The following is a 21264-nucleotide window of genomic DNA, read 5'->3' as shown; positions in this document are numbered from 1 at the left end:
GTGGGCGTCTCCCGTCGTCGAAAGGATGCCGATGCGCCCGGGACGGAGTCGGGGCGCGGTCGCGGGCCTATAGCTTGAACGTAGGGCGAAGTTCCAGCGGACAAACGCGCGCAGCGACGGCACGTCGCCGCGGAGGGAGGGGGCGGACCCCTAGAGGTCGGCCCACATGTCGCGGTGCGGGATGCCGCCGTCGTCGTAGGGGCCGCCCTCCGCGACGAAGCCGAAGGCCTCGTACCAGCCGACGACCTCCTCCTGCGCCGAGAGGTAGCCCCGCGCGAGGCCCGCCGCGCGCGCCTCGGCCAGCGCCGCCTCCATCAGCCGCCGCGCATGGCCCCGCCCCCGCGCCTCCGCCAAGGTCGCCACCCGCCCGATCTTCAGCGTGGAATCGTCGATCACCTTGGTGCGCAGCGTGGCCACGGGCGCCCCGTCCTCGCGCAGCACCCAATGCGTACATCCCGGATCGGTGCCGTCCATCTCGGCCTCGACGGGGATGCCCTGCTCCTCGACGAACACGGTCCAGCGCAGGCGTCGCGCCTCGGTGGGGTCGTCGCTGCGGGTGATCTCGACGGTCATGCGCGGCGCGCCCGCTCGTCGGAGAGCGACTCGTGCGCCACGAGGGTTAGCAGCGCGAAGAGGGCGAGCAGCACTGGCACCGTGAGCCACGGCTCCGACAGGTCCGGCGGCAGCGCGATGGTCGCGGCCAGCAGGACCGGCGCGGCGATCTGGGCCGTGGGACGCGTGAGCCGCGCGGCCCGTCCGTCGCCGAGGAGGGTCGACAGAACGAAGGCCGCCGCGCCGAGGGTGCCGTACTTGGCGGGCGTCAGCCCCGAGGCGTCCCCCGCCAGCGCGGCGGCGTTCTCCATCAGGTCGAGCGTGAGGCCCACCGTCGTGAGCACGCCGACGATCCCCGCCGCGACCCAGCCGCGCGGGCCCCGCGCCAACCCGGCGGCGAGCAGGACGAAGCCGCTCGCGTAGCCGATCGGCAGCAGCACGTCGCAGGCCGCCGCGAGCCGGATCGCCGGCCCCGGCTCCGACACGCCGATCCCCGCGATGGCCCCCGCCGCCGCGCGCCCGCCGGGCACGACCGCCATCACCCCGATCAGCGCGGCGAGCCCCGCGCAGGCCAGCGCGAAGCCCGTCCGCGCCCCTGCCAGCAGGCTCATGCCGGTGCCGTCTCGGCGAGGCACTGGCGTTCGCGCATATCCGCCTCCCACGCGGAAAGCTGCGGGCGTCCGTCGCGCCAGCCCCGCGCGTCGTGGCGCAGGTCGAGGTAGCCCAGCGCGCAGGCCATCCCGAGCGCGCCCATGTTCAGCGGCCCCCGCAGCAGCGGCATCCCCCGCGCCTCCAGCACGTCGAGCGAGCGCGCGACCTTGGCCCACTGCTTGTCGAGCCACTCGTCCCAGACGAGGCCCTTCTCGCCGCGGAACCGCTGCTCGTAGGTCATGCCGACGGCCGCCTCCATGATCGCGTCGGCGTTGGCCTCCAGCGTCAGCACGTCCCAGATGCGCCCCTCCGGGTAGAGGCCGCCGCCTGCGTGGGCGTCGAGGAAGCGCGTGATGACCCGGCTGTCGTAGACGGCGGGGCCGTCCTCGCGGACGAGGACGGGGATCTTCCCCGTCGGGTTGGCCGCGTTCAGCGCCGCCTCCCCGCCCATGGGCGAGGCGGAGACGTCGCGGATCTCCACGTCCGCGATGCGATGCTCGAGGATCACGGCCCGGCATTTCCGGGCGAAGGGCGAGGCGGGGGACGAGTAGAGCTGCATGGGGGTCTCCTTCGGCGCGCACCCTAGGGGGGAGGGGCGGCGGAGGGCAACGCGGCGCGGACCGCCTCGGCCACCTCGCGCAGGCGCGCCTCCAGCGGCGTGGTCCGCCGCCAGACCATCCCCACCGTCCGCCCCGGCGGCGCGCCGGGCAGGGGAGCGAGGTCCAGCCCGTCCCATCGGCCCTCCACCTCGCGCGCCATCGCGGGGATCAGCGTGACGCCCAGCCCCGCCCCCACCATCTGCACCAGCGTCCCGAGCGACGCGCCGTCGAGCCCGCCGGGCGCGGCGCGCATTCCGCAGATGGCGAGGGCCTGGTCGCGGAAGCAGTGCCCTTCCTCCAAGAGCAGCAGCCGGTCCGACAGCGCACCGGGATCGGGCACCGGATCGTCCGCCTCGGCAGCGGGGCGGACCAGCAGGAACGGCTCCTCCGCCAAGGGCACGGCCACAAGCCCCGGCGCGTCCACCGGCAGCGCGAGGATCGCAGCGTCGAGCCGCCCGTCCGCCACCTCCTCCAGCAGCGTGGCGGTCCGCGTCTCGCGCACCACCAGCGCGAGGTCGGGGTGGGAGAGGCGCAGGCCGGCGACGAGCGCGGGCAGCAGGTAGGGCGCGATGGTCGGGATCACCCCGAGCGCCAGCCGCCCGGCCAAGCGGTCCGCGCTCGCCCGGCCGAGGTCCGACAGCTCCTCCACGCCGCGCAGCAGGGGGCCGACCCGCGCGGCGACCGCCTCCCCCAAGGTGGTGGGCCGCACCGCGCGGGGGCCGCGCTCGAACAGGGGGCCGCCCAGCGTCTCCTCCAGTTCCTTGATCCGCATGGAGAGCGCGGGCTGCGACACCGCGCAGACCGCCGCCGCGCGCCCGAAGTGCCGCTGGGCCATCAGCGCCTCGAAGTAGCGCAGTTGCCGGAGGGTGATCTCGCTCATAGCGGCAGGTTATCGCGACAATCAGGAGACGCAACTTCCGCTTATTGCCCTGCTGCCGTAGAGGCGGGGGCAGAAACCAGGGAGAGATCACATGATGGACGGCAGCGACGCCCCCGCCGGCGGCAAGTGCCCGGTCGCGCACACGATCGGCCATGTCGGCCAGCCCGGTCGCCAGAACAAGGACTGGTGGCCCGAGGCGCTGAACACCAACATCCTCAGCCAGCACGGCCGCTCGCCCGACCCCATGGGCGACGACTTCGACTACCGCGAGGCGTTCAAGACGCTGGACCTCGACGCGGTGAAGGCCGACCTGCACGCGCTGATGACCGACAGCCAGCCGTGGTGGCCGGCCGACTGGGGCCACTACGGGCCCTTCTTCATCCGCATGGCGTGGCACGCGGCGGGCACCTACCGCACGGCGGACGGGCGCGGGGGCTCGTCCTCGGGGGCGCAGCGCTTCGCGCCGCTCAACTCGTGGCCGGACAACGCCAACCTCGACAAGGCGCGGCGCCTGCTCTGGCCGATCAAGCAGAAGTACGGGGCCAAGCTGTCGTGGGCCGACCTGCTGGTGCTGACGGGGAACGTCGCGCTGGACAGCATGGGCTTCAAGTCGTTCGGCTTCGGCGGCGGCCGCGAGGACATCTACCAGCCCGAGTCCGACATCTACTGGGGCACCGAGGCGGAGTGGCTGGCCGACAGCAATGCGCCCGGCTCGCGCTACTCGGGCGACCGCGAACTGGCGAACCCGCTGGCCGCCGTGCAGATGGGCCTGATCTACGTGAACCCGGAGGGCCCGGACGGGCGCCCGGACCCGCAGGCCTCGGCGCACGACATCCGCGAGACGTTCGGGCGCATGGCCATGAACGACGAGGAGACCGTCGCGCTGGCCGCGGGCGGCCACACCTTCGGCAAGTGCCACGGTGCCGGTGACGCCGGACTCGTCGGGACCGAGCCGGAGGGCGCGGACATCGTCGAGCAGGGCCTCGGCTGGAAGTCCAAGCACGGGCTGGGCCACGGCGCGCACACGATCACCTCCGGGATCGAGGGCGCGTGGACCGTGAACCCGACCAAGTGGGACAACGGCTACTTCGACAACCTGCTGGGCTACGAGTGGGAGCTGCGGAAGTCGCCCGCCGGCGCGTGGCAGTGGCACCCGACCGACCCCGCCGCGCAGGAGCTGGTGCCGCCCGCGCACCCGGACGGCAAGGCCAGCCCGCCGATGATGACCACCGCCGACATGGCGATGAAGGTCGATCCGCAGTACCGCGCCATCTCCGAGCGGTTCCACAAGGACCCCGAGGCGTTCCACGACGCCTTCGCCCGCGCGTGGTTCAAGCTGACCCACCGCGACATGGGGCCGAAGGTCCGCTACCTCGGCAAGGACGTGCCCGACGAGGACCTGATCTGGCAGGATCCGGTCCCGGCGGTCGATCACCCGCTGGTGGGCGACGCGGACGTCGCCGCGCTCAAGGCGGAGCTGACCGAGAAGCTGTCGGTGCAGGACCTCGTCAAGACGGCGTGGGCCTCGGCCTCGACGTTCCGCAACTCGGACAAGCGGGGCGGGGCCAACGGCGCGCGCGTCCGCCTGTCGCCGCAGCGCGACTGGGAGGTGAACGAGCCCGCCGAGCTGGCCCGCGTGCTGGGCGTGCTGGAGGGCATCAAGTCCGACTTCGACGCGCGTGGCGGCGCCAAGATCAGCCTCGCGGACCTCATCGTCCTCGGCGGTGCGGCGGGCGTCGAAGCGGCGGCCAAGGCGGGCGGCCACGACGTGACCGTGCCCTTCGTGCCGGGCCGGACGGACGCGACGGAGGAGATGACCGACGCCGCCTCCTTCGAGCCGCTGGAGCCGCTGGCCGACGGGTTCCGCAACTATCTGTCGACCGAGTTCACCGTGCCGACCGAGCGCCTGCTGGTGGACCGCGCGCACCTGCTGGACCTGACGGCCCCGCAGATGGCGGTGCTGGTGGCGGGCCTGCGGGTCATGGGCGCCAACGCCCACGGCTCGGAGCACGGCGTGTTCACCGACCGCAAGGGCGCGCTCTCGGCCGACTTCTTCCGCAACCTGCTCGACATGCGGACCGCGTGGAAGGAGACGGACGAGAAGGGCGTGTTCGAGGGCAACGACCGCGACACCGGCGAGCGGATGTGGACCGCGACCCGCGTGGACCTCGCCTTCGGCTCCAACTCGGAGTTGCGCGCGCTGGCCGAGGTCTATGCGGCGGACGATGCGGCGGAGAAGTTCGTGCGCGACTTCGTGGCCGCGTGGGACAAGGTGATGATGGCGGACCGGTTCGAGCTCCGGACCTAGACCGGATCCGTCGAGAGGGGGGCCGCACCGGGTTCCGGTGCGGCCCCCTTCGCGTTCAGGGGCGCGCGTTCGCGGTGAAGGGCGCCTCGCCGCCGACCTCGTAGGCGTCGATGGCCGCTTGGCCCCGCGCCGAGACGAGCCACGCCTCCAGCCGCGCCGCCACCTCCGCCGCGACGTGGGGGTGCCGCTCGGGGTTCACAGGTAGGAAACTGTACTGGTTGTGCAGCAGCGGGTCGCCCTCCGACAGGACGGCCATCCCGTCCCTGTTCCCGAAGGCCAGCCACGACCCCCGGTCCGTCAGCACGTAGGCCCCCATCGCGCGCGCCGTGTTGAGTGCGGCCCCCATGCCGGACCCGGTGGCGCGGTACCACGCGCCCTCGGGCGCGAGGCCCGCCGCCGCCCAGAGCCGCATCTCCGCCTTGTGCGTCCCGCTGTCGTCGCCCCGGCTGACGAACGGGGCGCGGGCCGTCGCGATCGCCCGGAGCGCGCCGGAGGCGGTCGGGGCGTCCGCGGCCCCCGCGGGATCGTCCGCGGGGCCCACGATCAGGAAGTCGTTCGACATGACCGGCGTGCGACGCGTCGCGTGCCCCTCCGCCACGAAGGCCCGTTCCGCGTCCGGCGCATGGACCAGCGCCGCGTCCACGTCGCCCGCGCGGGCGAGGCGGAGGGCTTGGCCGGTTCCCACCACGAGGAGCTGCAGGTCCAGCCCCGTGTCCGCGCGGATCAGGGGGCGGAGGTGGTCGGCGAGGCCGGAGTTGTCGAACGAGGTCGTCACCGCGAGGCGGAGCGTCTCGGCCCGCGCGGGCGGCGCGAGGAGGAGCAGGAGCAGGAGCAGGAGGCGGATCATTCGACGATATCCCCTCGCAGGAAGGCGCGGGCCTCGGGCGTGGCGGGGCCCGCGAAGAACGCCGCCGCCGGGCCGGCCTCGTGGACGCGGCCGCGCAGGAGGAACACGACCCGGTCGGCGAGGCGGCGCGCCTGGCCCATGTCGTGGGTGGCGAGGACGAGGGTGGTGCCGCCCTCGACCGTCTCGCGGAGGTGGGCCTCCACCTCGCGGGTCGCGGCCCCGTCGAGGGCGGCGCAGGGCTCGTCGGCGAAGAGGATCTCGGGCTCGAGGATCAGCGCGCGGGCCAAGGCGAGCCGCTGCATCTCGCCGCCGGAGAGCGACGGGGCGGGCTGGTCGAGCAGGTGCGCGAGGCCGAAGCGGGCGGCTTGGGCCGTGGCCCTGCGGCGGGCCTCGGCGCGGGGGGCGCCGCGCAGGCGGAGGGGGTAGGCGAGATTCGCTTGCACGGAGCGCCGCAGCGCGGTGGCGCGCTGGGCGACGTGGGCTTGGGCGAGGCGGGCCTGCGGTTCGGGGACGGCCCATTCGAGGGTGCCGGCGGCGCGCTCGAGGCCGTGCATCATGCGCAGGAGCGAGGTCTTGCCCGCTCCGTTGGGTCCGATGACGGCGGTGGCGCCGCCCGCCGCCAGCGTGAGGTCGACGGGGCCGACGCGGAGGGCGCCCCTGCGGTGGAGGGTGGCGCCTCGGAGGCGGAGGGGGAGGACGCTCACCATCGGCCGGCGCGCTCCGTGCGCAGGATCCAATGGGTGGTGCCGGAGACGACCAGGGAGAGGGCGACGAGGATCAGGCCCAGCCCGAGGGCGAGGGCGAAGTCGCCGCGGCCGGTCTCCAACGCGATGGCGGTGGTCAGGACGCGGGTGGCGCCGTCGATGTTGCCGCCGACGATCATGATGGCGCCGACCTCTCCGATGGCGCGGCCGAAGCCCGCGAGGCCGGCGGTCAGCAGGGCGCGGCGGCCGTCCCAGAGGAGGGTGGCGACCCGCTGGGACCGCGTCGCGTTCAAGGAGATCAGCAGGTCGTGGTAGTCGGCCCAGAGGTCGCGCATGGCTTGGTGCGCGATGGAGGCGACGAGGGGCGTGACGATGACGACCTGCGCGACGATCATCGCCGTCGGGGTGAAGAGGAGGCCGAGCACGCCGAGGGGGCCGTCGCGCGACAGCAGGAGGTAGACGGCGAGGCCGACCACGACGGGGGGCAGCCCGATCAGGGCGTTGAGCGCGGCGATCACGGCGCGGCGGAAGCGGAACCGGCGCACCGCGAGCCACGCGCCGAGGGGGAGGCCGAGCGCGCAGCCGATCGCCACGGCCGTCAGCGTGACCCGGAGGGAGCGGAGCGTGATCTCCACGAGGTCGGGGTCGAGCGTCGCCACGAGGCGGCCCGCCTCGGCCAGGCCGGCGAGGAAATCACCCACGGATCAAGGTCTTGCTGCGGTGCGGCATGGATCGGGAGCGGGGTCCGGTCGGGGTCGGGGCGATCCGCACCCTCGCCGATCCGGGCCGGGCCGCAAGGGCGAAATCCGACCGCGCCGCCCGCCGCCCCGACATTCCCGGCGATCCCGCCCCGTCCCCGGCGCGGCGTTAGGGAACCGTTAACTGCTCGGGACGAGCGTCCCCGGTCGATCAAGTCCCGACCCGACCCGGAGGCCCCCACATGTCGATCCACGCCCAGCAGTCCGCGCGTCTCGCCCTGCCCTACATCCAAGAGGCGCAGGCGCAGAAGCACGTCACCCACAACGAGGCGATCCGGCGCTTGGACGAGCTGGTGCAGATCGGGGTCGAGGGCGTCGCGGACGCGCCGCCCGCCGATCCCGCCGACACGGAGCGCTGGATCGTGGGCGACGCGCCGAGCGGCGGCTTCGAGGGGCATGCGGGCGAGCTGGCGCTGCGCGAGGGCGTCGGCGCGGGCGGCTGGTGGCGGTTCGAGGCGCCCGCCCCGGGCTGGGTGGCGTGGGACGCCTCGGCCGGGACGCTGCGGGTCTGGGACGGGGCGGCGTGGACCGCCGCCGGCGGCGCGGGCGACCGCGTCGAGCGGATCGGCGTGGGCGCCGACGCGGACGACGTGAACCGGCTGGCCGTCGCCTCGGAGGCGGTGCTGCTGACCCATGCGGGGGCGGGGACGCAGCTGAAGCTGAACAAGGCGGCGGAGGGGGACACGGCCTCGCTGCTGTTCCAGACCGGATGGTCGGGCCGGGCCGAGATGGGCACCGCCGGGACGGACGGGTTCGCGGTGAAGGTCAGCGCGGACGGCGCGGCGTGGCGCGAGGCGCTGGTCGCGGACCCGGCGACGGGCGCGGTGCGCTTCCCCAACGGCGTGGCCGGCGCGGCCCCCGCGGCGTTCGGGGCCGACGCGCCGCTGACGACGACGGCCTACGCCTTGGCGCGGGGCACGGACATGGTGACCAACGGGACCGGCCTGCTGGGCAACGCCTACAACTTCCCGGGCCTGACCTTCGACGCGACCGAGGCGCCGGGCCTTCCGGGGGCGTTCGTGCATCGCGGCCACTTCCCCGGCACGCTGGAGTCGGAGGAGGCGATCGCGCTGGACCCGTCGCGGGCCTACGCCCTGTCGGCGGCGCTCCATCAGGACCGCGTCGACGGCGACTGGAGCGCCCATGCCGACGGCGCGTCGCACCGGCACTACGTCGGGCTGGTGTGCTACGACATCGACGGGTTGCGGATCACCGCGCCGAACCACGCGCGCTACCGCCACGGCGGGCAGGACAGCCTCACGGTGCTCGCGTCGCCGATGACGCCGGGCGACACGGAGATCCGGGTCGCGGACGCGTCGGGGTGGAACGAGTCCAACGCCTCCGCCGCCCGGCGCGGGGTGATCGTGTTCGGCTACCGCTCGGCGGGCGGCGCCCTGCAGCGGGACTACAGCCGCCACGTGGCGACGGACCTGTTCGACCTCGGGGGCGTGGACAAGGCGACGGGGACGATCTCGCTGCGCGGGCCCGTCCCCGCCGCGCTGGGCAACCCGGACCACCCGGCGGGGACGTGGCCGGCGGGCACGCCGGTGGCGAACTCCTCGTCGGGCCGCTCCTACAAGTACACGGCGGTCTCGGGCGTGCCGCTGCCGGAGGTGGGGCGCTGGTTCCGCGCGGCGGGGGTGATCGGCGGGACCGACCGCTCGGGCGGGAACGAGAACCACAACTTCCCGCCGGGCACCGCCTCGGTCCGCCTGCTGATCATGCCGAACTACAGCAACGCCGAGGGCGGCGCGGACGGCTACCCCGACACGGGGGCGGACCACGCGGTCCGCTTCGCGGGCCTGTCCCTGACGCCGGTGCAGGGCGCGGCGCTGCGGGCGGCGGCGGACGGGAGCGTCGACGTCAAGGTGCCGGTGAGCGACTTCGACGCGGGCACGGTGGCGCTGGGCGTGCCGTCCGCGACGCTGGAGCCGCTCTGAGGGGTCACAGGCCGATGGCGCGGTAAGCGTCGGCCACCCGCCCGATGGCGAGGCGGTAGGCCGCCGTCCGCAGGGCGCAGCCCTCGCGGGCGGCCTCGTCGGAGACGGCGGCGAAGGTGCGGCGCATGATGTCCTCGAGGCCGGAGCGGACGAAGTCGATCTCCGACGGGCCCTCGAGGATGGCGTCCGCCCCGATGGCAGGCCCGCCGAGGGCCGCCGCGAGCCGGTTGGCGAGCGCGCCGTGGGCCTTCTGCTGCTGGCGGCGCTCCATCAGGCCGAAGGGCAGGTGGCGGATGTTCTTGACCCACTCGAAGTAGCTGACGATCACGCCGCCCGCGTTGGCGTAGAGGTCGGGGATCACGGGGATGCCGCGCTCGTCGAGGATGAGCGCGGCCTCGGCGGTGGCGGGGCCGTTGGCGGCCTCGACCACGAGGCGGGCGCGCAGGTTGCGGGCCACGTCGGCGTCGATCACGCCCTCGACCGCCGCCGGGATCAGGATGTCGCAGTCCATGGTGAGGTCGGCGGCGCCCGGACGGCTCCGGCCGCCGGGGAAGCCGAGGACCGAGCCGGTGGCGGCGCGGTGGGCGACGAGGGCGTCGACGTCGAGCCCGTCGTCGTTCGCGATCGTTCCGTCGTGCTCGATCACCGCGACGACGCGGCAGCCGTCCTCCTCGGACAGGAAGCGCGCGGCGTGGGAGCCGACGTTGCCGAGGCCCTGCACCACGACGGCCTTCCCCGCGAGCTTGGGGTCGTCGAAGGCGGTGCGGCGGTCGCGGTCGCTGTCGAAGAAGGCGTGGATGGCGAACTGGACGCCGCGTCCCGTCGCCTCCTCGCGGCCCTCGATGCCGCCGCCCGCCACGGGCTTGCCGGTGACGCAGGCGCGCGCGTCGATGTCGCCGGTGTTGTGGTGCTGATACTCGTCGGCGATCCACATCATCGTCTGGGCGTTGGTGCCGACGTCCGGGGCGGGCACGTTGGTGGCCGGGTCGAGGAAGCGGTGGCGCATCAGCTCTTGGGCGAAGCGGCGGGTGATCTTCTCGAGCTGGTCCTCGGTCCACGCCTTGGGGTCGATCCGCAGCGCGCCCTTGGAGCCGCCGTAGGGCACCCCGACGAGCGCGCATTTCCACGTCATCAGGGCGGCGAGCGCCTCCACCTCGTCCTGGTCGGCGTAGGGCGCGTAGCGGATGCCGCCCTTGGCGGGCATCTCGTGGGTGGAGTGGACGGAGCGCCAGCCCGTGAAGGTGTGCATCTCGCCGTCGATGCGGACGCCGAAGCGGGTCACGTAGGTGGCGTTGGCGACGCGGATCTTCTCGGCGAGGCCGTCGGACAGCCCGAGGCCCGCGACGGCGCGGTCGAAGAGGGTGTCGGTGTCGGACAGGAAGGACATGGGCGCGGGCTCCGGTTGCGTGGGACCGGCGTGGCACGGCTGCGGGCGCGGTCCAACCGGCGCGTGCGGGGCGGGGCGGGTCGTTTCAGGGAAGTGATCGCGCGGGATGCCTCGCATTCGACGTTTCACCTTCCGTTCATCGTGCGGGCGCTAGGCCGGGGCGAATCCCGGACCGGAGCCCGCCGATGCAGACCTTCGCCCTCAACGCCCGCGCCGCGATGCGCGCCGCCACCCGCGCGGGGGGCGCCCTGCGCGCCGTGTTCGACGAGGGGCACTACCGCCGCGTGGCGGGGATCGGGCCGCGGATCGACGCGCTGTCGCACTACCGCGCCGAGGGGGACCGCGCGGGGCTGTCGCCCGTCGCGCTGTTCGACCCGGCGCACTACCTCGCGCGGGTGCCCGAGGCGGCGGAGCGGGAGGGCACGCTGCTGGAGGACTACCTCGCGCGGGCGGGGACGGACCCGGTCGATCCGCACCCGATGCTCGACGCGCGGTGGTACGGCGGCACACGGGACCTCGGCGGGCGGCCCGCGCTGGTGGACTACCTGACCGAGGGGTGGCGCGCGGGGGCCGCGCCGCATCCGCTGTTCTGGCCGGCGTGGTACGCGCCGCGCGCGATGGGGGCGCTCGCGGGGACGATGGACCCGGCGACGCACTTCCTGTGCGGGGGCTGGCGGGAGGCGGGGCCGAACCCGCTCTTCGACCGGCCCGCCGGGGCCGGGGGGCGCGACCCGTTCGGGCGCTGGCTCGCCCGCGGGGCCGAGGCGGGGGAGGCGCCGCACCCGCTGCTGGACCCGGCATGGCTCGCCCCGCAGGTGGGCGCGGACGGGGTCGCGGGGGTGCTGGCCTTCCTCGCCTCCGACGGGGCCTCGCCGCACCCGCTGTTCGACCCGGCGCACTACGCGGCGCGGCGCGGCGACCTCCCCCCGCCGCCCGAGGCGCCCGTGCCCGTGGGGCGCGCGGCGACCGCGCTGATCGCCTACCTCGAGGCCGGGGCGGCGGGCGCGGCGGACCCGCATCCGCTCTTCGACCGGGCGCACTACCGCGCCCATGCCCCGGACGTGGCGGCGGCGGGGATGGACCCGCTGCTCCACCACGTGGGCTGGGGCGCGGCGGAGCGGCGGGCCGTGCACCCGCTGGTCGACATGGCCCACCTCGCGGCGCAGACCGACGCGCCCGACCCCTTGGCCGCGCTGGCCGCCGGCGGGGCGGAGGGGCGGCTCTCGCCGCGCCCGCCCGCCGCGCCCGACCGGCGCCCCGTCCCGCTGCCCGCGATCCGCGCGGTCACGGACCTGCCCCTCGAGCGGGACGCGCCCGCGCGGCCCGCCACGGTGGGCGCCTTCGTCCACGTCTTCCACCCCGACCTGCTGGAGGAACTGCTCGGCCACCTCGCCCACGTCCCGCCCCCGTGCCGGCTGTTCGTGTCGACGGACACCGCCGCCAAGGCCGCGCTGATCGAGGCGCGGCTGCGCCGGGGCGTCCCCCACCCGTGGGAGGTGCGCGTGCTGCCGAACCGGGGCCGCGACCTCGGCCCCATGCTGGTGGGCTACGCCGACCGCCTGCGCGAGGTGGAGGTCGTGCTCCACGTCCACACCAAGCGCTCGCTGCACCATCCGGGCGGGCTGGACCTGTGGCGGCGGCACCTGCTGCGCGGCGTCCTCGCCTCGCCCGGCTACGTCGCGGGGGTGCTGGACCTCCTCGCGCGGCCCGGCGTGGGGGCGGTGGTGCCCGACCACCACCCCTCGACCCGTCCGCTGCTGCAATGGGGCGGCAACCGGGCCGCCGCCGCCGCGCTGCTGGGGATGATGGGCGAGTCGCTGGTCGGCACGGACGGGGCGGAGGCGCTCGACTTCCCCGCGGGCTCGATGTTCTGGGCGCGGTCGGCGGCGCTGGCCCCCCTGCTGGACCTCGCGCTGCCGCTCGAGGGGTTCGAGCCCGAGGCCGGGCAGACGGACGGCACCCTCGCCCATGCGATCGAGCGCATCCTGCTGCGGGTGGTCGAGGCGGCGGGCTTCGCGTGGCACGCGGCGCGGCCCGTCGCGGAAAGCGCGGCGGGGGCCTGCGCGGACGACGGAGGCCCCGCGCCGGGCAACCGGTTCTGGCCCGCCGCGCGGGACCGCGGCGTCGCGGCGGACCACGTTCCCGAACTGGCCGGGTTCCTCGCCCGGCCCTCGTCGGAGGCGCGGCCCCGCGTCACCCTCCTGATCCCCACGGTGGACCGGGCGCAGGGCTGGGCCGGGATCGCCACCGCGCTCGACCTGTTCGGCGCGCTGCGCGCGGCGCTCGGGCCGGAGGTCGATGCCCGCTGGCTGGCCACGGACGCGGCCCCCGGCCCGGGCTACGACCCGCCCGAGGGGGCGTCGCTGGCCGGGCCGTGGGCGCCGGACGGGCCGGGCGACACGGTGGAGGCGGCGCACGACCGGGGCGCGCGCCCCGTGCTGGTGCGCCGCGACGAGGCATTCGTGGCGACCGCGTGGTGGACGGCGCACCACGCCGCCGCCTTGGGCCGGGCGCGGGCCGACCTGCATGGCGGCGCGGTGCGCCCCCATCCCTACCTGATCCAGGACTGGGAGCCGGGGTTCGACGCGGCGGGCACCCGCTCGGAGCTGGCGCGGGCGACCTACCACGCCCCCGGCGTCCTGCCGGTGTTCAACGCCCCGCCCTTGGCCGAGGCGTTCCGCGCGCGCGGCCTCTGGCCCTGCGGCGCGGGCCACGTCCTCGCCCCGCCGATCCCGGCGGAGGTGGCCGGGGCCATCGTCCCCGGCACCCCGAAGGAGCGGATCGTCCTGCTCTACGCGCGCGCGCACGCCGCGCGGAACTGCCTGCCGTTCCTCGACATGCTGGTCGCGCACCTGCGGCGGACGGATCCGGGCGGGTGGCGCGGCTGGCGCTTCGTCGCCGCCGGGGAGGACCTGCCCGAGGGCGCGCTGCGCTGCGGCGGGGGGATCGAGACGGCCGGGCGGCTCCCGCTCGGGGCCTACGGGGCGCTCGCGTCCCGCGCCGCGCTCGGGGTCTCGCTGATGATCGCGCCGCATCCCTCCTACCCGCCCTTGGAGATGGCGCAGGCGGGCGTGCGGGTGCTGACCTCCGCCGTGGAGGGGCGCCACCCCGAGCGGCTGCACCCGAACCTCGTGGGCCTGCCGGTCCTCGACCTCGAGGCCGCCGCCGCCGCGATGACGCGGATGCGCGCCGCGTGGGAGGCCGACCCGGCGGGCGGCTGGGCCGGGCGGGCGCGGGCGGACTGGTTCTTCGACGGGAGGGGCAACCTCGGGGAGGTGGCCGCCGCCTTGGCGGCGGACCTGCGCCCCCATCTGGGGCTGCCGGCATGAGCGCGGCGCGGGGGCCGGTCGTGTTCATGCACATGGCCAAGACCGCGGGGTCGTCCGTGAACGCGTGGATGGTCGCCGCGCTCGGCGCCGACGCCTGCGCCTTCCACGTCGAGCGGTTCCCCCCCGCCCGGCGGATGGAGCTGGCGCGGACCAAGGCCTTCGTGTCGGGGCACGTCTACGCGCGCGAGGCCTTGGCCCTCGCGGCCGCGCGCCCCGGCGGCTACGCCTTCACCGCGATGCGGACCCCGCTGGAGCAGGTCGCGTCGCACCTGCGCTGGCTCGACGGCTACGCCACGGCGGCGCGGGCGGCGGAGCGCGCCGCCTTGGGCGCGCCGCTGCGGGGGCTTGTGGACCGGATCGGCGCGACGGACCTGCGCGACCCCGAGGCCTTGGACGAGCTGATGGCGCACCTGCCGCCGTGGGGGCTGCGGATGCTCGACAACATGCAGGCGCGCTACCTGTCGGCGGAGGACGGGGCGGTGCCGCTCACCCTGCGCCACGCGCGGGCGGCGGCGGAGCGGGCCGCGGGCTTCGACCGGGTGCTGCGCGCGGAGGCGCTGGGCGCGGGGCTGGGCGCGGTGGCGCGCGACCTCGGCCTGCCCCCGCCGCCCGCGGCCCCGCGCGAGAACGCGGCGGCGGCGGGGCGGGCGGTCGACCTGTCGGAGCCGCTGGTCCGGCTCGCGCTGTCCCGGCGCATCCTGATCGACCGCGTGGCGCACGCGGCGATCGTGGGGCGCGGCGGCGCGGCCTGACGCGGGCGCGCCACGCCGGGGCGCGCGGCGCGGGGGCGCGGCTTGCGCGGCGGGGGGCGGGCGTCCTAGCTGCCGCGCGACCCTTCCGGAGCCGCGCCATGCCCACCCTCCTCCTGCTCAACGGCCCCAACCTGAACCTGCTCGGGCAGCGGGAGCCGCATCTCTACGGGGCGGACACCTTGGAGGACGTGGCGCGCCTCTGCCGCGAGGCCGCGCCGGGCTGGGAGGTGCGCGAGGTGCAGTCCAACCACGAGGGCGCGCTGATCGACGCGGTGCACGCCGCGCGCGGGGCCTGCGCGGGGATCGTGGTCAACCCCGGGGCCTACTCGCACACGTCCATCGCGCTGCTCGACGCGCTGAACGCCTTCGAGGGGCCGGTGATGGAGGTGCACGTCACCAACATCCACCGGCGCGAGACCTTCCGGCACCGCTCCTACGTCTCGCTGCGGGCGGACGGGGTGATCGCGGGGCTGGGGGTCGAGGGCTACGCCGCCGCCACGCGGCGGATCGTGCAGCTGGCGGGCTGATGCGCGGCGGCGCCCCCTTGCCGCACCGTCCCGGCCCCGGCACACCGGCCCCATGCGCTTTGACGCCCTCCAATACTGCGCGTGGTCGCGCGAGGTCTTCGAGCAGATGCGCGCGGGGCGGCTCGACGCCGTGCACGCGACGATCGCCTACCACGAGGGCGTGCGCGACACGCTGGCCAACCTCGCGGACTGGCATCGGCGGTTCGAGGACCACGCCGACCTGATCGTGCACGCGCGGGGGCCGGAGGACGTGCGCCGCGCCCGCGCGACGGGACGGACGGCGGTGGTGCTGGGATTCCAGAACCCGTCGCCCCTCGAGGCCGATCTCGGGATGATCCGCGTCTGGGCCGACCTGGGCGTGCGCTTCGTGCAGCCGACCTACAACGTGCAGTCCCTCCTCGGCGCCGGGTGGCAGGAGCCGGTGGACGGCGGGCTGACGCGGATGGGCCGGGAGGCGGTGGCCGGGATGCAGCGGCACGGGATCGTGGTGGACCTCTCCCATGCGGGCGAACGGACCGCGCTGGAGGCCATCGACGCCGCCGAGCGCCCCGTCGCGGTCACCCATGCCAACCCGAGGGCGTGGCGCGACACCGGGCGCAACGTGTCCGACGCGGTGATCGAGCGGCTGGCGCGGACCGGCGGGATGCTGGGCTTCTCGCTCTACCCCCACCATCTCCGGGACGGGCCGGAGACCACGCGCGCCGCGTTCTGCGGGATGGTGGCGGCGCAGGTCCGCCGCTTCGGGGACATGTTCGGCATCGGCTCGGACCTGTGCCAAGGTCAGCCCGACGCGGTGGTGCGCTGGATGCGCGAGGGGCGGTGGACCCGCGAGCGCGGCGAAGCGACCTTCCCGCCGCAGCCCGCGTGGTTCCGCGACAACCGCGACTGGGACGGGATCGAGGCGGGCCTGCTGGAGGCGGGCCTGACGGCGGAGCAGGTGGAGGGCGTGATGGGCGCCAATTGGATGCGGTTCTGGGAGCGGCTGGCGTGATGCGCGCGCCCGGCACGGTCATGCGGCTCGACCGCATGGGCGCGTCGCACCAGACGCGGCTGTCCTTCATGCGGCAGCTGACCCGGCGGATGCAGGCCGAGGGCTGGACGACCGAGCGCACCGCTTGGGCCGTGGACGGCGCGGGCGTGGGCCACGCGGTCTACGTCGTCCGCACCCCGCGGCGCGCCTACTCCCTCGTGGCCTTCGCCCACGACCTGCCGCCCGCGTCCCGCTCGGACCGCGTCATCGCCGAGGCGTGGGACGCGACCTTCGCGCTGGTGGACGGGGTGGCGACGGCACGGGACGTGGCGCGCCTGTCCGGCGACGTGCCCAAGCAGGAGGCGGGGCGCGTGACCGCGCGGGAGCTGTGCCTGAGCCGCGCCAACCGCTCCGCCCGCCTCTGGGACCACGTGGTCGGGCGGCTGGCGGCGGGGGCGCAGCCCGACGCGGACCGGCTGGCGGAGGTGGGCTACCTCATGCGCACGACCGCCGTGTACGGGTCGGGGAAGTTCGGCGCCGCCGACCGCGCCGCTTACGACGACCGCCCCGAGATGGCCGCGCCGTTCCAAGCGGAGATGCTGACCGTCTGGCTGATCCGGACCTTCGTGCGGGACCTCGTGGAGCACATGGCGCGGGCGCGGTCGCCGGGGGCGGTGCCGCTGGACCCGGACCTCGCGCGGGGGCTCGGGATCGGCAACTCCACCGGCCTCGGGATGGCGCCCTTCCTGATGAACCACCCGCGCCTGATCCACCGCTGGATCGCCGCCCGCGAGACGGCGCTCGCGCGGGTCCGCGCGGTGGAGCGGGCGACGCCGGAGGCGCGGGACGTCTTCGCCGCGCGCCTCGCCTCGGCGCGCCGCAACGCGGAGGGCTGGCGCGTGGCGGACCCGGTGCTGGCCGCGGCCGTCGCCGGCCTGCGCGCCGACCTCGCCGCCGCCGCCGGGTGGGGCACGGACGGGCCGTTCCCGTGGGCGGCCCTGCTCGAGCGGGCCGGGGCGCTGGGGCTGGAGGCGCAGGAGGCCTTGGCCGCCCTCGTGCTGGAACCCTATGGCGACCTCGTCGACGACCTCGGCCCCGGCATGGCCGACGTGGCGGCGCCCGCGCGGCTGGACGGGACGATGACCGTGGCCGCCATGCGCGCCGCCGTCGAGGCGGTGCACGGGGCCGCGCTGCGGGCCGACTGGTCCGACCCGGCGGAGACCGCGCGCCTGTGGTACGTCTCCGCCGAGAAGGCCGAGCCGCGCCTCGCCGAGCGGGCCGACGAGCCGCTGGAGGCGTGGGAGCAGCCGCTCGGGCCCCAGCGCGACGCGGCCGCGCTGCGCGCCGCGCTCGACGGGTTCGCGGACTGCGCCCCGGTGGCCGAGGTGGCGCTGGCCCGCCCCGACCTGCGCGCCGCGCTCCTCCGCGCGCAGGTGGCCGCCGCGCACGCCTATGCCGAGATCCGGGACAACACGCTCGCCGGCGGGATGCGGCCCATCGACCTGCTGCGCGCCAAGCTCTCGTTCTTCGGCGCGACCCGGTTCGACCCGCGCTCGGACCGCTGGCTGCGCATCTGCCTCTACGCGGGGGCGCCCTACCCGGACGAGATCGCGGCGGGGGACGCGGACGCGTGGGTCTATCCGTGACCGACCGGTCCTTGGGCGAGCTGCAGGCGTTGGTGCGGGCGGCCGTCCGGGGCGCGGGGCGCGACTGGGGCACCGCGGCGGAGGCGGCGCGGGGCGCGCGGTGGCTCGCCGCGCGGGGGGTGGACCCGACGCCGTCGCTGGCGGCGCTGCTGTCCGGACCGCCCGCCGGGCGCCCGACCGACCCGCGCGCGCCCGCATGGGACGGCCCGCTCGACCCGCTGCGCGCGGGGCTGGCGCTCGCCGACTTCGCGCCCCTCCGGGCGCCGCGCCTGTCGCTTCGGGGGCTGCGGCATCCGCTGCTCCTGCTCCCCTTCGTGGCCGACGCGGCCGCGGCGACGGGCCTGACCTTGACGCTGACTTGGGCCGGCGCGACCGCCGCGACCGACGGCGATGCCCTGTCCCTCGCGGGGGACGACGCGGACGAGGCGGACGCCGCGCTCGCGCCCGGGGGATGCGGCCCGGCCCGGCCCGCGGCCGCCCGCGCCCGGCCCGCCGCGTGGGACGCGCTCGCCGCGCTCGCGGCCCTGACCCACGCCCCCGCCACCGCGGCCTCGCGCCGGGGCGCCGGCGCCGACGACGACCCACTGGAGTGATCCCATGCCGACGATGACCCTCGCCGAGATCGAGACCCTCGCCCGCGACGCCCTGATCCGGGCGGGCGCGGACCCCGCGCAGGCGGACCCCTTGGCGCGGTCCGTCGCCGCCACGGAGGCCATCGGCGTCGCGAGCCACGGCCTCGCCTACCTGCCGACCTACGTGCAGCACCTCGGCTGCGGCAAGGTGATCGGCACCGCCACCCCGGTGGTGACGCGGCCCAAGCCCGGCGCGGTGGCGGTGGACGCGGGGCGGGGCTTCGCCCACGCCGCCATCGACGCGGGGTTCGCGCAGCTGATCCCGCTGGCCCGCGCGCAGGGCATCGCGCTGCTGACGGTGCGGGAGAGCTACAACTGCGGGGTCCTCGGCCTGCATGTCGAGCGCCTCGCCCGCGCGGGCCTGCTTGCGCTCGGTTTCACCAACGCCCCCGCCTCCATCGCGCCGTCGGGCGGCGCGGCGCCGGCTGTCGGCACCAACCCCATCGCCATGGCCGCGCCGGGGGCGGACGGGCCCGCGCTGGTGCTCGACCAGTCGGCGAGCGCGATCGCCAAGTCCGAGGTCATGACCCGCGCCCGCGAGGGCCGCCCGATCCCGGAGGGCTGGGCGCTGGACGCCGACGGGCGCCCGACCACGGACGCGGCGGCCGGGCTCAAGGGCAGCATGGCGCCGTCGGGGGGCTACAAGGGCGTGGGGCTGGCCCTGATCGTGGAGACATTCGCCGCCGCGCTGTCGGGCGCGCTGCTCGGCACCGACGCGGCGCCGTTCAGCGGCACGGCGGGCGGGCCGCCGCGCACCGGGCAGGCCTTCGTCGCCATCGACCCGGCGGCGGCCTCGGGCGACGTCTTCGCGGCGCGGATGGCGGCGCTGACCGACGGCATCCGCGCCCAGCCCGGCGCGCGCCTGCCCGGCGACGGGCGCGCGGCGGCGCGTGCACGGGCCGAGGCCGAGGGGGTGGACGTGCCGCAGGCGACGCTGGACCGGATCGAGGCGGCGCTGGCGGGCTAGGGTGCGAGTCCGCGTATCCTTCGGGGTCGCGGCGGAGGCGGGTGCACGCCGCCCGCGCGCATGCTAGGCGGCCGTCGCCCCGAACCGGCCGTCCGCCCGCGGCCGGGACGCGGGGCGCGCCGTCCACGCCAACCCGGAGACACCGATGCTGACCGTTCGGGACGTCCAGGCCCCTGTCCTCCAAGCCCTCGTGGACGCGGCGGAGGCGGCCGGGGCGCGGGCCTTCCTCGCCGACACGGTCCTGTCGCCGCGCCCGACCCTCTGGATCTGCGGCACGCCCGCGCAGCGCCGGACGATCCTCGCCGACCTCAACGCCCGCGACGTTCGCCTGTTCGGGCTGAAGGGGCACCACCGCCGTCATCTCGACCCCCGCGGCGCGTCCGCCGCGAGCGCGGTGGCCTACCGGAAGCACGTCCACGACGGGGTCGTGATCCACGGGGCGGGATCGGGGGTGGAGGTCGAGTTCTGCGCGCACGATCCCACGACGGGGCTGTGGCGCGCGGCCCGCGCGGGGGTCGAGAGCGTCGCGCATGACGGCTACCTCCGCGGCCTGGAGGAAACGGCGTTCCTCGGGCGCCGCCTGCCGGAGCTGGGTAACGCGCGCGCGCTGCGGGCGGAGGCCGCCGTCCCGCGGAGGATCGACGTCGTCTACACGTGGGTGGACGGCTCCGACCCGGCGTGGCGCGCCCGCAAGGCCGAGGCGGAAGGCGGCACCACGACGGCCCTGTCCGGCGACGCGACCCTCTCCACCCGGTTCGAGTCGCAGGACGAGCTGATCCTCTCGCTGCGCTCGACCGTCCGCTACCTCGTCGGGCTCGGCTCGATCTTCGTCGTCACGGACCGCCAGGTTCCGGCGCTGCCCGACGACCTGCGCGCGCGGGTCCGCATCGTGGACCACGCCGAGATCTTCCCCGATCCGGCGGACCTGCCGACCTTCAACTCACATGCGATCGAGGCGCATCTCCACCGGGTTCCGGGCCTCGGGGAGCACTACCTCTACCTCAACGACGACTTCCTGTTCGGCTGCGCGATGGGGCCGTCGGACTTCTTCGACGAGATGGGGCGCACGAAGCAGTTCCGGTCGACGGCGGCCTCGCTGCCGCACGAGGCCGCCTCCGCGGAGGGGATCGCGTCGAGCCTCGCGGGCCTGAACAACCGTCGGCTGCTGCGCGACAGGTTCGGCCGCTTCGCGTTCCGCAAGTTCAAGCACGCCGCCTACGGCATCGCCCGGTCCGTCATGGAGCGGATGGAGCGGGACCTGCCGGAGGCGTGGGCGGCGACGCAGGGCAACCGGTTCCGCTCGCCGGGGGACCATTCGATCGCCGGCGCCCTCTACCTGCACTACGCCGAGATCGTCGGCGCCGCCGTCCCCGGCGACCTGCGCTACGGCTACTACGACACCGCCCACGCCCCGCTGCGGGAGGCGACGGCGGCCCTGCTGCGCGACGACTGGGAGCGGCCGCAGATGTTCTGCGTCAACGACTCCGAGCCGACCCACGGCTCCGACATGGTCAAGCGCGAGCTGCTCGCCCTCGTGCGGCGGGTGCTTCCGGCGGAGGACGGGTCGGTGGAGCCCCTGCCCCGACCGCAGTCGCACGTGCGGCGGCGCTACGTGGTCGCGGGGCGCAAGAAGCTCGATCTGTGACGGCGCGGAGCGGAGCGACGCTCCCCCGCGCGTCCGGCGGATGCGACGGGGGAGGGTGGTGAGCCGACCGGGACTCGAACCCGGGACCTACTGATTAAAAGTCAGTTGCTCTAACCAACTGAGCTATCGGCCCGGCGACGCGCCTATATGCGGCGTCCGGACCCGTCAAC

18 protein-coding genes and 1 tRNA gene are annotated in these 21264 nt (G+C 75.9%); 10 read left to right on the top strand and 9 right to left on the bottom strand.

The window, feature by feature from the left end; all coding sequences use genetic code 11:
• Positions 1–150: 150 nt before the first annotated feature.
• The 4 genes from JQC91_RS04080 to JQC91_RS04065 are packed head-to-tail and all read right to left on the bottom strand — an operon-like array spanning position 151 to position 2682.
• Positions 151–573: a GNAT family N-acetyltransferase gene (locus tag JQC91_RS04080; RefSeq protein ID WP_203285474.1), complete on the bottom strand. Its 423-nt coding sequence runs from the start codon at positions 571–573 to the stop codon at positions 151–153.
• Positions 570–1163, bottom strand: coding sequence for a hypothetical protein (locus JQC91_RS04075; RefSeq protein WP_203285473.1), 594 nt, complete (start codon positions 1161–1163; stop codon positions 570–572). Before JQC91_RS04075 ends, JQC91_RS04080 begins: the two co-directional genes overlap by 4 nt.
• Positions 1160–1762, bottom strand: a complete 603-nt coding sequence (locus JQC91_RS04070; protein WP_203285472.1) for a glutathione S-transferase family protein — start codon at positions 1760–1762, stop codon at positions 1160–1162. The genes JQC91_RS04075 and JQC91_RS04070 overlap by 4 nt, the downstream gene beginning before the upstream one ends.
• A 23-nt stretch (positions 1763–1785) precedes the next feature.
• Positions 1786–2682: a hydrogen peroxide-inducible genes activator gene (locus tag JQC91_RS04065; protein ID WP_203285471.1), complete on the bottom strand. Its 897-nt coding sequence runs from the start codon at positions 2680–2682 to the stop codon at positions 1786–1788.
• Between the two features lie 94 nt (positions 2683–2776).
• On the opposite strand from JQC91_RS04065, the gene katG reads away from it, so the two are divergent.
• Positions 2777–4990, top strand: a complete 2214-nt coding sequence (gene katG / locus JQC91_RS04060; RefSeq protein ID WP_203285526.1) for a catalase/peroxidase HPI — start codon at positions 2777–2779, stop codon at positions 4988–4990.
• A 55-nt stretch (positions 4991–5045) separates the two neighbouring features.
• Here the strand turns inward: katG and JQC91_RS04055 are convergent, their stop codons facing one another.
• From JQC91_RS04055 to JQC91_RS04045, 3 genes are read right to left on the bottom strand one after another with little or no spacing between them, the layout of a single operon-like run.
• Positions 5046–5837: a substrate-binding domain-containing protein gene (locus JQC91_RS04055; protein WP_203285470.1), complete on the bottom strand. Its 792-nt coding sequence runs from the start codon at positions 5835–5837 to the stop codon at positions 5046–5048.
• Positions 5834–6544, bottom strand: a complete 711-nt coding sequence (locus tag JQC91_RS04050; RefSeq protein WP_203285469.1) for an ATP-binding cassette domain-containing protein — start codon at positions 6542–6544, stop codon at positions 5834–5836. The genes JQC91_RS04055 and JQC91_RS04050 overlap by 4 nt, the downstream gene beginning before the upstream one ends.
• On the bottom strand, positions 6538–7242 hold the full coding sequence (locus JQC91_RS04045) for an ABC transporter permease (RefSeq protein WP_203285468.1): 705 nt from the start codon (positions 7240–7242) through the stop codon (positions 6538–6540). The genes JQC91_RS04050 and JQC91_RS04045 overlap by 7 nt, the downstream gene beginning before the upstream one ends.
• A 239-nt stretch (positions 7243–7481) precedes the next feature.
• Between JQC91_RS04045 and JQC91_RS04040 the strand changes: the two genes are divergently transcribed.
• Positions 7482–9239, top strand: a complete 1758-nt coding sequence (locus tag JQC91_RS04040) for a DUF2793 domain-containing protein (protein ID WP_203285467.1) — start codon at positions 7482–7484, stop codon at positions 9237–9239.
• Positions 9240–9243: 4 nt separating this feature from the next.
• On the opposite strand, the gene JQC91_RS04035 is transcribed toward JQC91_RS04040, so the two are convergent.
• Entirely contained in the window at positions 9244–10626 is a 1383-nt protein-coding gene (locus tag JQC91_RS04035) for a Glu/Leu/Phe/Val dehydrogenase (protein ID WP_203285466.1), read from the bottom strand.
• Positions 10627–10811: 185 nt separating this feature from the next.
• Between JQC91_RS04035 and JQC91_RS04030 the strand changes: the two genes are divergently transcribed.
• The 8 genes from JQC91_RS04030 (at position 10812) to JQC91_RS03995 (ending at position 21094) form a co-directional block, all read left to right on the top strand.
• Positions 10812–13955 (top strand): rhamnan synthesis F family protein, encoded by a 3144-nt coding sequence (locus JQC91_RS04030; RefSeq protein WP_203285465.1) that lies wholly within the window; start codon positions 10812–10814, stop codon positions 13953–13955.
• 32 nt (positions 13956–13987) lie between these two features.
• A complete protein-coding gene (locus JQC91_RS04025) occupies positions 13988–14707 on the top strand; it encodes a hypothetical protein (RefSeq protein WP_203285464.1) in 720 nt (239 codons plus the stop codon).
• A 98-nt stretch (positions 14708–14805) separates the two neighbouring features.
• Complete coding sequence (locus tag JQC91_RS04020) at positions 14806–15234, top strand: type II 3-dehydroquinate dehydratase (RefSeq protein ID WP_203285463.1); 429 nt, start codon at positions 14806–14808, stop codon at positions 15232–15234.
• A gap of 52 nt (positions 15235–15286) precedes the next feature.
• Complete coding sequence (locus tag JQC91_RS04015) at positions 15287–16225, top strand: membrane dipeptidase (RefSeq protein ID WP_203285462.1); 939 nt, start codon at positions 15287–15289, stop codon at positions 16223–16225.
• Positions 16225–17850: a hypothetical protein gene (locus JQC91_RS04010; RefSeq protein WP_203285525.1), complete on the top strand. Its 1626-nt coding sequence runs from the start codon at positions 16225–16227 to the stop codon at positions 17848–17850. Before JQC91_RS04015 ends, JQC91_RS04010 begins: the two co-directional genes overlap by 1 nt.
• Complete coding sequence (locus JQC91_RS04005) at positions 17847–18443, top strand: DUF3726 domain-containing protein (protein WP_203285461.1); 597 nt, start codon at positions 17847–17849, stop codon at positions 18441–18443. The genes JQC91_RS04010 and JQC91_RS04005 overlap by 4 nt, the downstream gene beginning before the upstream one ends.
• A gap of 4 nt (positions 18444–18447) precedes the next feature.
• Positions 18448–19449 carry an Ldh family oxidoreductase gene (locus JQC91_RS04000; protein ID WP_203285460.1) on the top strand — a complete coding sequence of 334 codons (1002 nt, stop codon included), beginning with the start codon at positions 18448–18450 and terminating at the stop codon, positions 19447–19449.
• 145 nt (positions 19450–19594) lie between these two features.
• Complete coding sequence (locus tag JQC91_RS03995; RefSeq protein WP_203285459.1) at positions 19595–21094, top strand: Stealth CR1 domain-containing protein; 1500 nt, start codon at positions 19595–19597, stop codon at positions 21092–21094.
• Positions 21095–21150: 56 nt separating this feature from the next.
• On the opposite strand, the gene JQC91_RS03990 is transcribed toward JQC91_RS03995, so the two are convergent.
• Positions 21151–21227 (bottom strand) — tRNA-Lys (locus JQC91_RS03990).
• Between the last annotated feature and the right edge of the window lie 37 nt (positions 21228–21264).

Source organism: Jannaschia sp. Os4 (genome assembly GCF_016820245.1).
Lineage (GTDB): Bacteria > Pseudomonadota > Alphaproteobacteria > Rhodobacterales > Rhodobacteraceae > Jannaschia.
The sequence above is the reverse complement of the archived record's forward strand: the minus strand, read 5'-3'. Positions and strand labels throughout refer to the sequence as shown.

What these genes read in the sequence shown, in the direction of transcription:
- katG (WP_203285526.1), top strand. Translation starts at nt 2,777, where the DNA reads ATGGACGGCAGCGACGCCCCCGCCGGCGGCAAGTGCCCGGTCGCGCAC.
- JQC91_RS04050 (WP_203285469.1), bottom strand. Translation starts at nt 6,544, where the DNA reads ATGGTGAGCGTCCTCCCCCTCCGCCTCCGAGGCGCCACCCTCCACCGC.
- JQC91_RS03995 (WP_203285459.1), top strand. Translation starts at nt 19,595, where the DNA reads ATGCTGACCGTTCGGGACGTCCAGGCCCCTGTCCTCCAAGCCCTCGTG.
- JQC91_RS04065 (WP_203285471.1), bottom strand. Translation starts at nt 2,682, where the DNA reads ATGAGCGAGATCACCCTCCGGCAACTGCGCTACTTCGAGGCGCTGATG.
- JQC91_RS04035 (WP_203285466.1), bottom strand. Translation starts at nt 10,626, where the DNA reads ATGTCCTTCCTGTCCGACACCGACACCCTCTTCGACCGCGCCGTCGCG.
- JQC91_RS04055 (WP_203285470.1), bottom strand. Translation starts at nt 5,837, where the DNA reads ATGATCCGCCTCCTGCTCCTGCTCCTGCTCCTCCTCGCGCCGCCCGCG.
- JQC91_RS04000 (WP_203285460.1), top strand. Translation starts at nt 18,448, where the DNA reads ATGCCGACGATGACCCTCGCCGAGATCGAGACCCTCGCCCGCGACGCC.
- JQC91_RS04040 (WP_203285467.1), top strand. Translation starts at nt 7,482, where the DNA reads ATGTCGATCCACGCCCAGCAGTCCGCGCGTCTCGCCCTGCCCTACATC.
- JQC91_RS04015 (WP_203285462.1), top strand. Translation starts at nt 15,287, where the DNA reads ATGCGCTTTGACGCCCTCCAATACTGCGCGTGGTCGCGCGAGGTCTTC.
- JQC91_RS04020 (WP_203285463.1), top strand. Translation starts at nt 14,806, where the DNA reads ATGCCCACCCTCCTCCTGCTCAACGGCCCCAACCTGAACCTGCTCGGG.
- JQC91_RS04030 (WP_203285465.1), top strand. Translation starts at nt 10,812, where the DNA reads ATGCAGACCTTCGCCCTCAACGCCCGCGCCGCGATGCGCGCCGCCACC.
- JQC91_RS04075 (WP_203285473.1), bottom strand. Translation starts at nt 1,163, where the DNA reads ATGAGCCTGCTGGCAGGGGCGCGGACGGGCTTCGCGCTGGCCTGCGCG.
- JQC91_RS04010 (WP_203285525.1), top strand. Translation starts at nt 16,225, where the DNA reads ATGCGCGCGCCCGGCACGGTCATGCGGCTCGACCGCATGGGCGCGTCG.
- JQC91_RS04025 (WP_203285464.1), top strand. Translation starts at nt 13,988, where the DNA reads ATGGCCAAGACCGCGGGGTCGTCCGTGAACGCGTGGATGGTCGCCGCG.
- JQC91_RS04080 (WP_203285474.1), bottom strand. Translation starts at nt 573, where the DNA reads ATGACCGTCGAGATCACCCGCAGCGACGACCCCACCGAGGCGCGACGC.
- JQC91_RS04070 (WP_203285472.1), bottom strand. Translation starts at nt 1,762, where the DNA reads ATGCAGCTCTACTCGTCCCCCGCCTCGCCCTTCGCCCGGAAATGCCGG.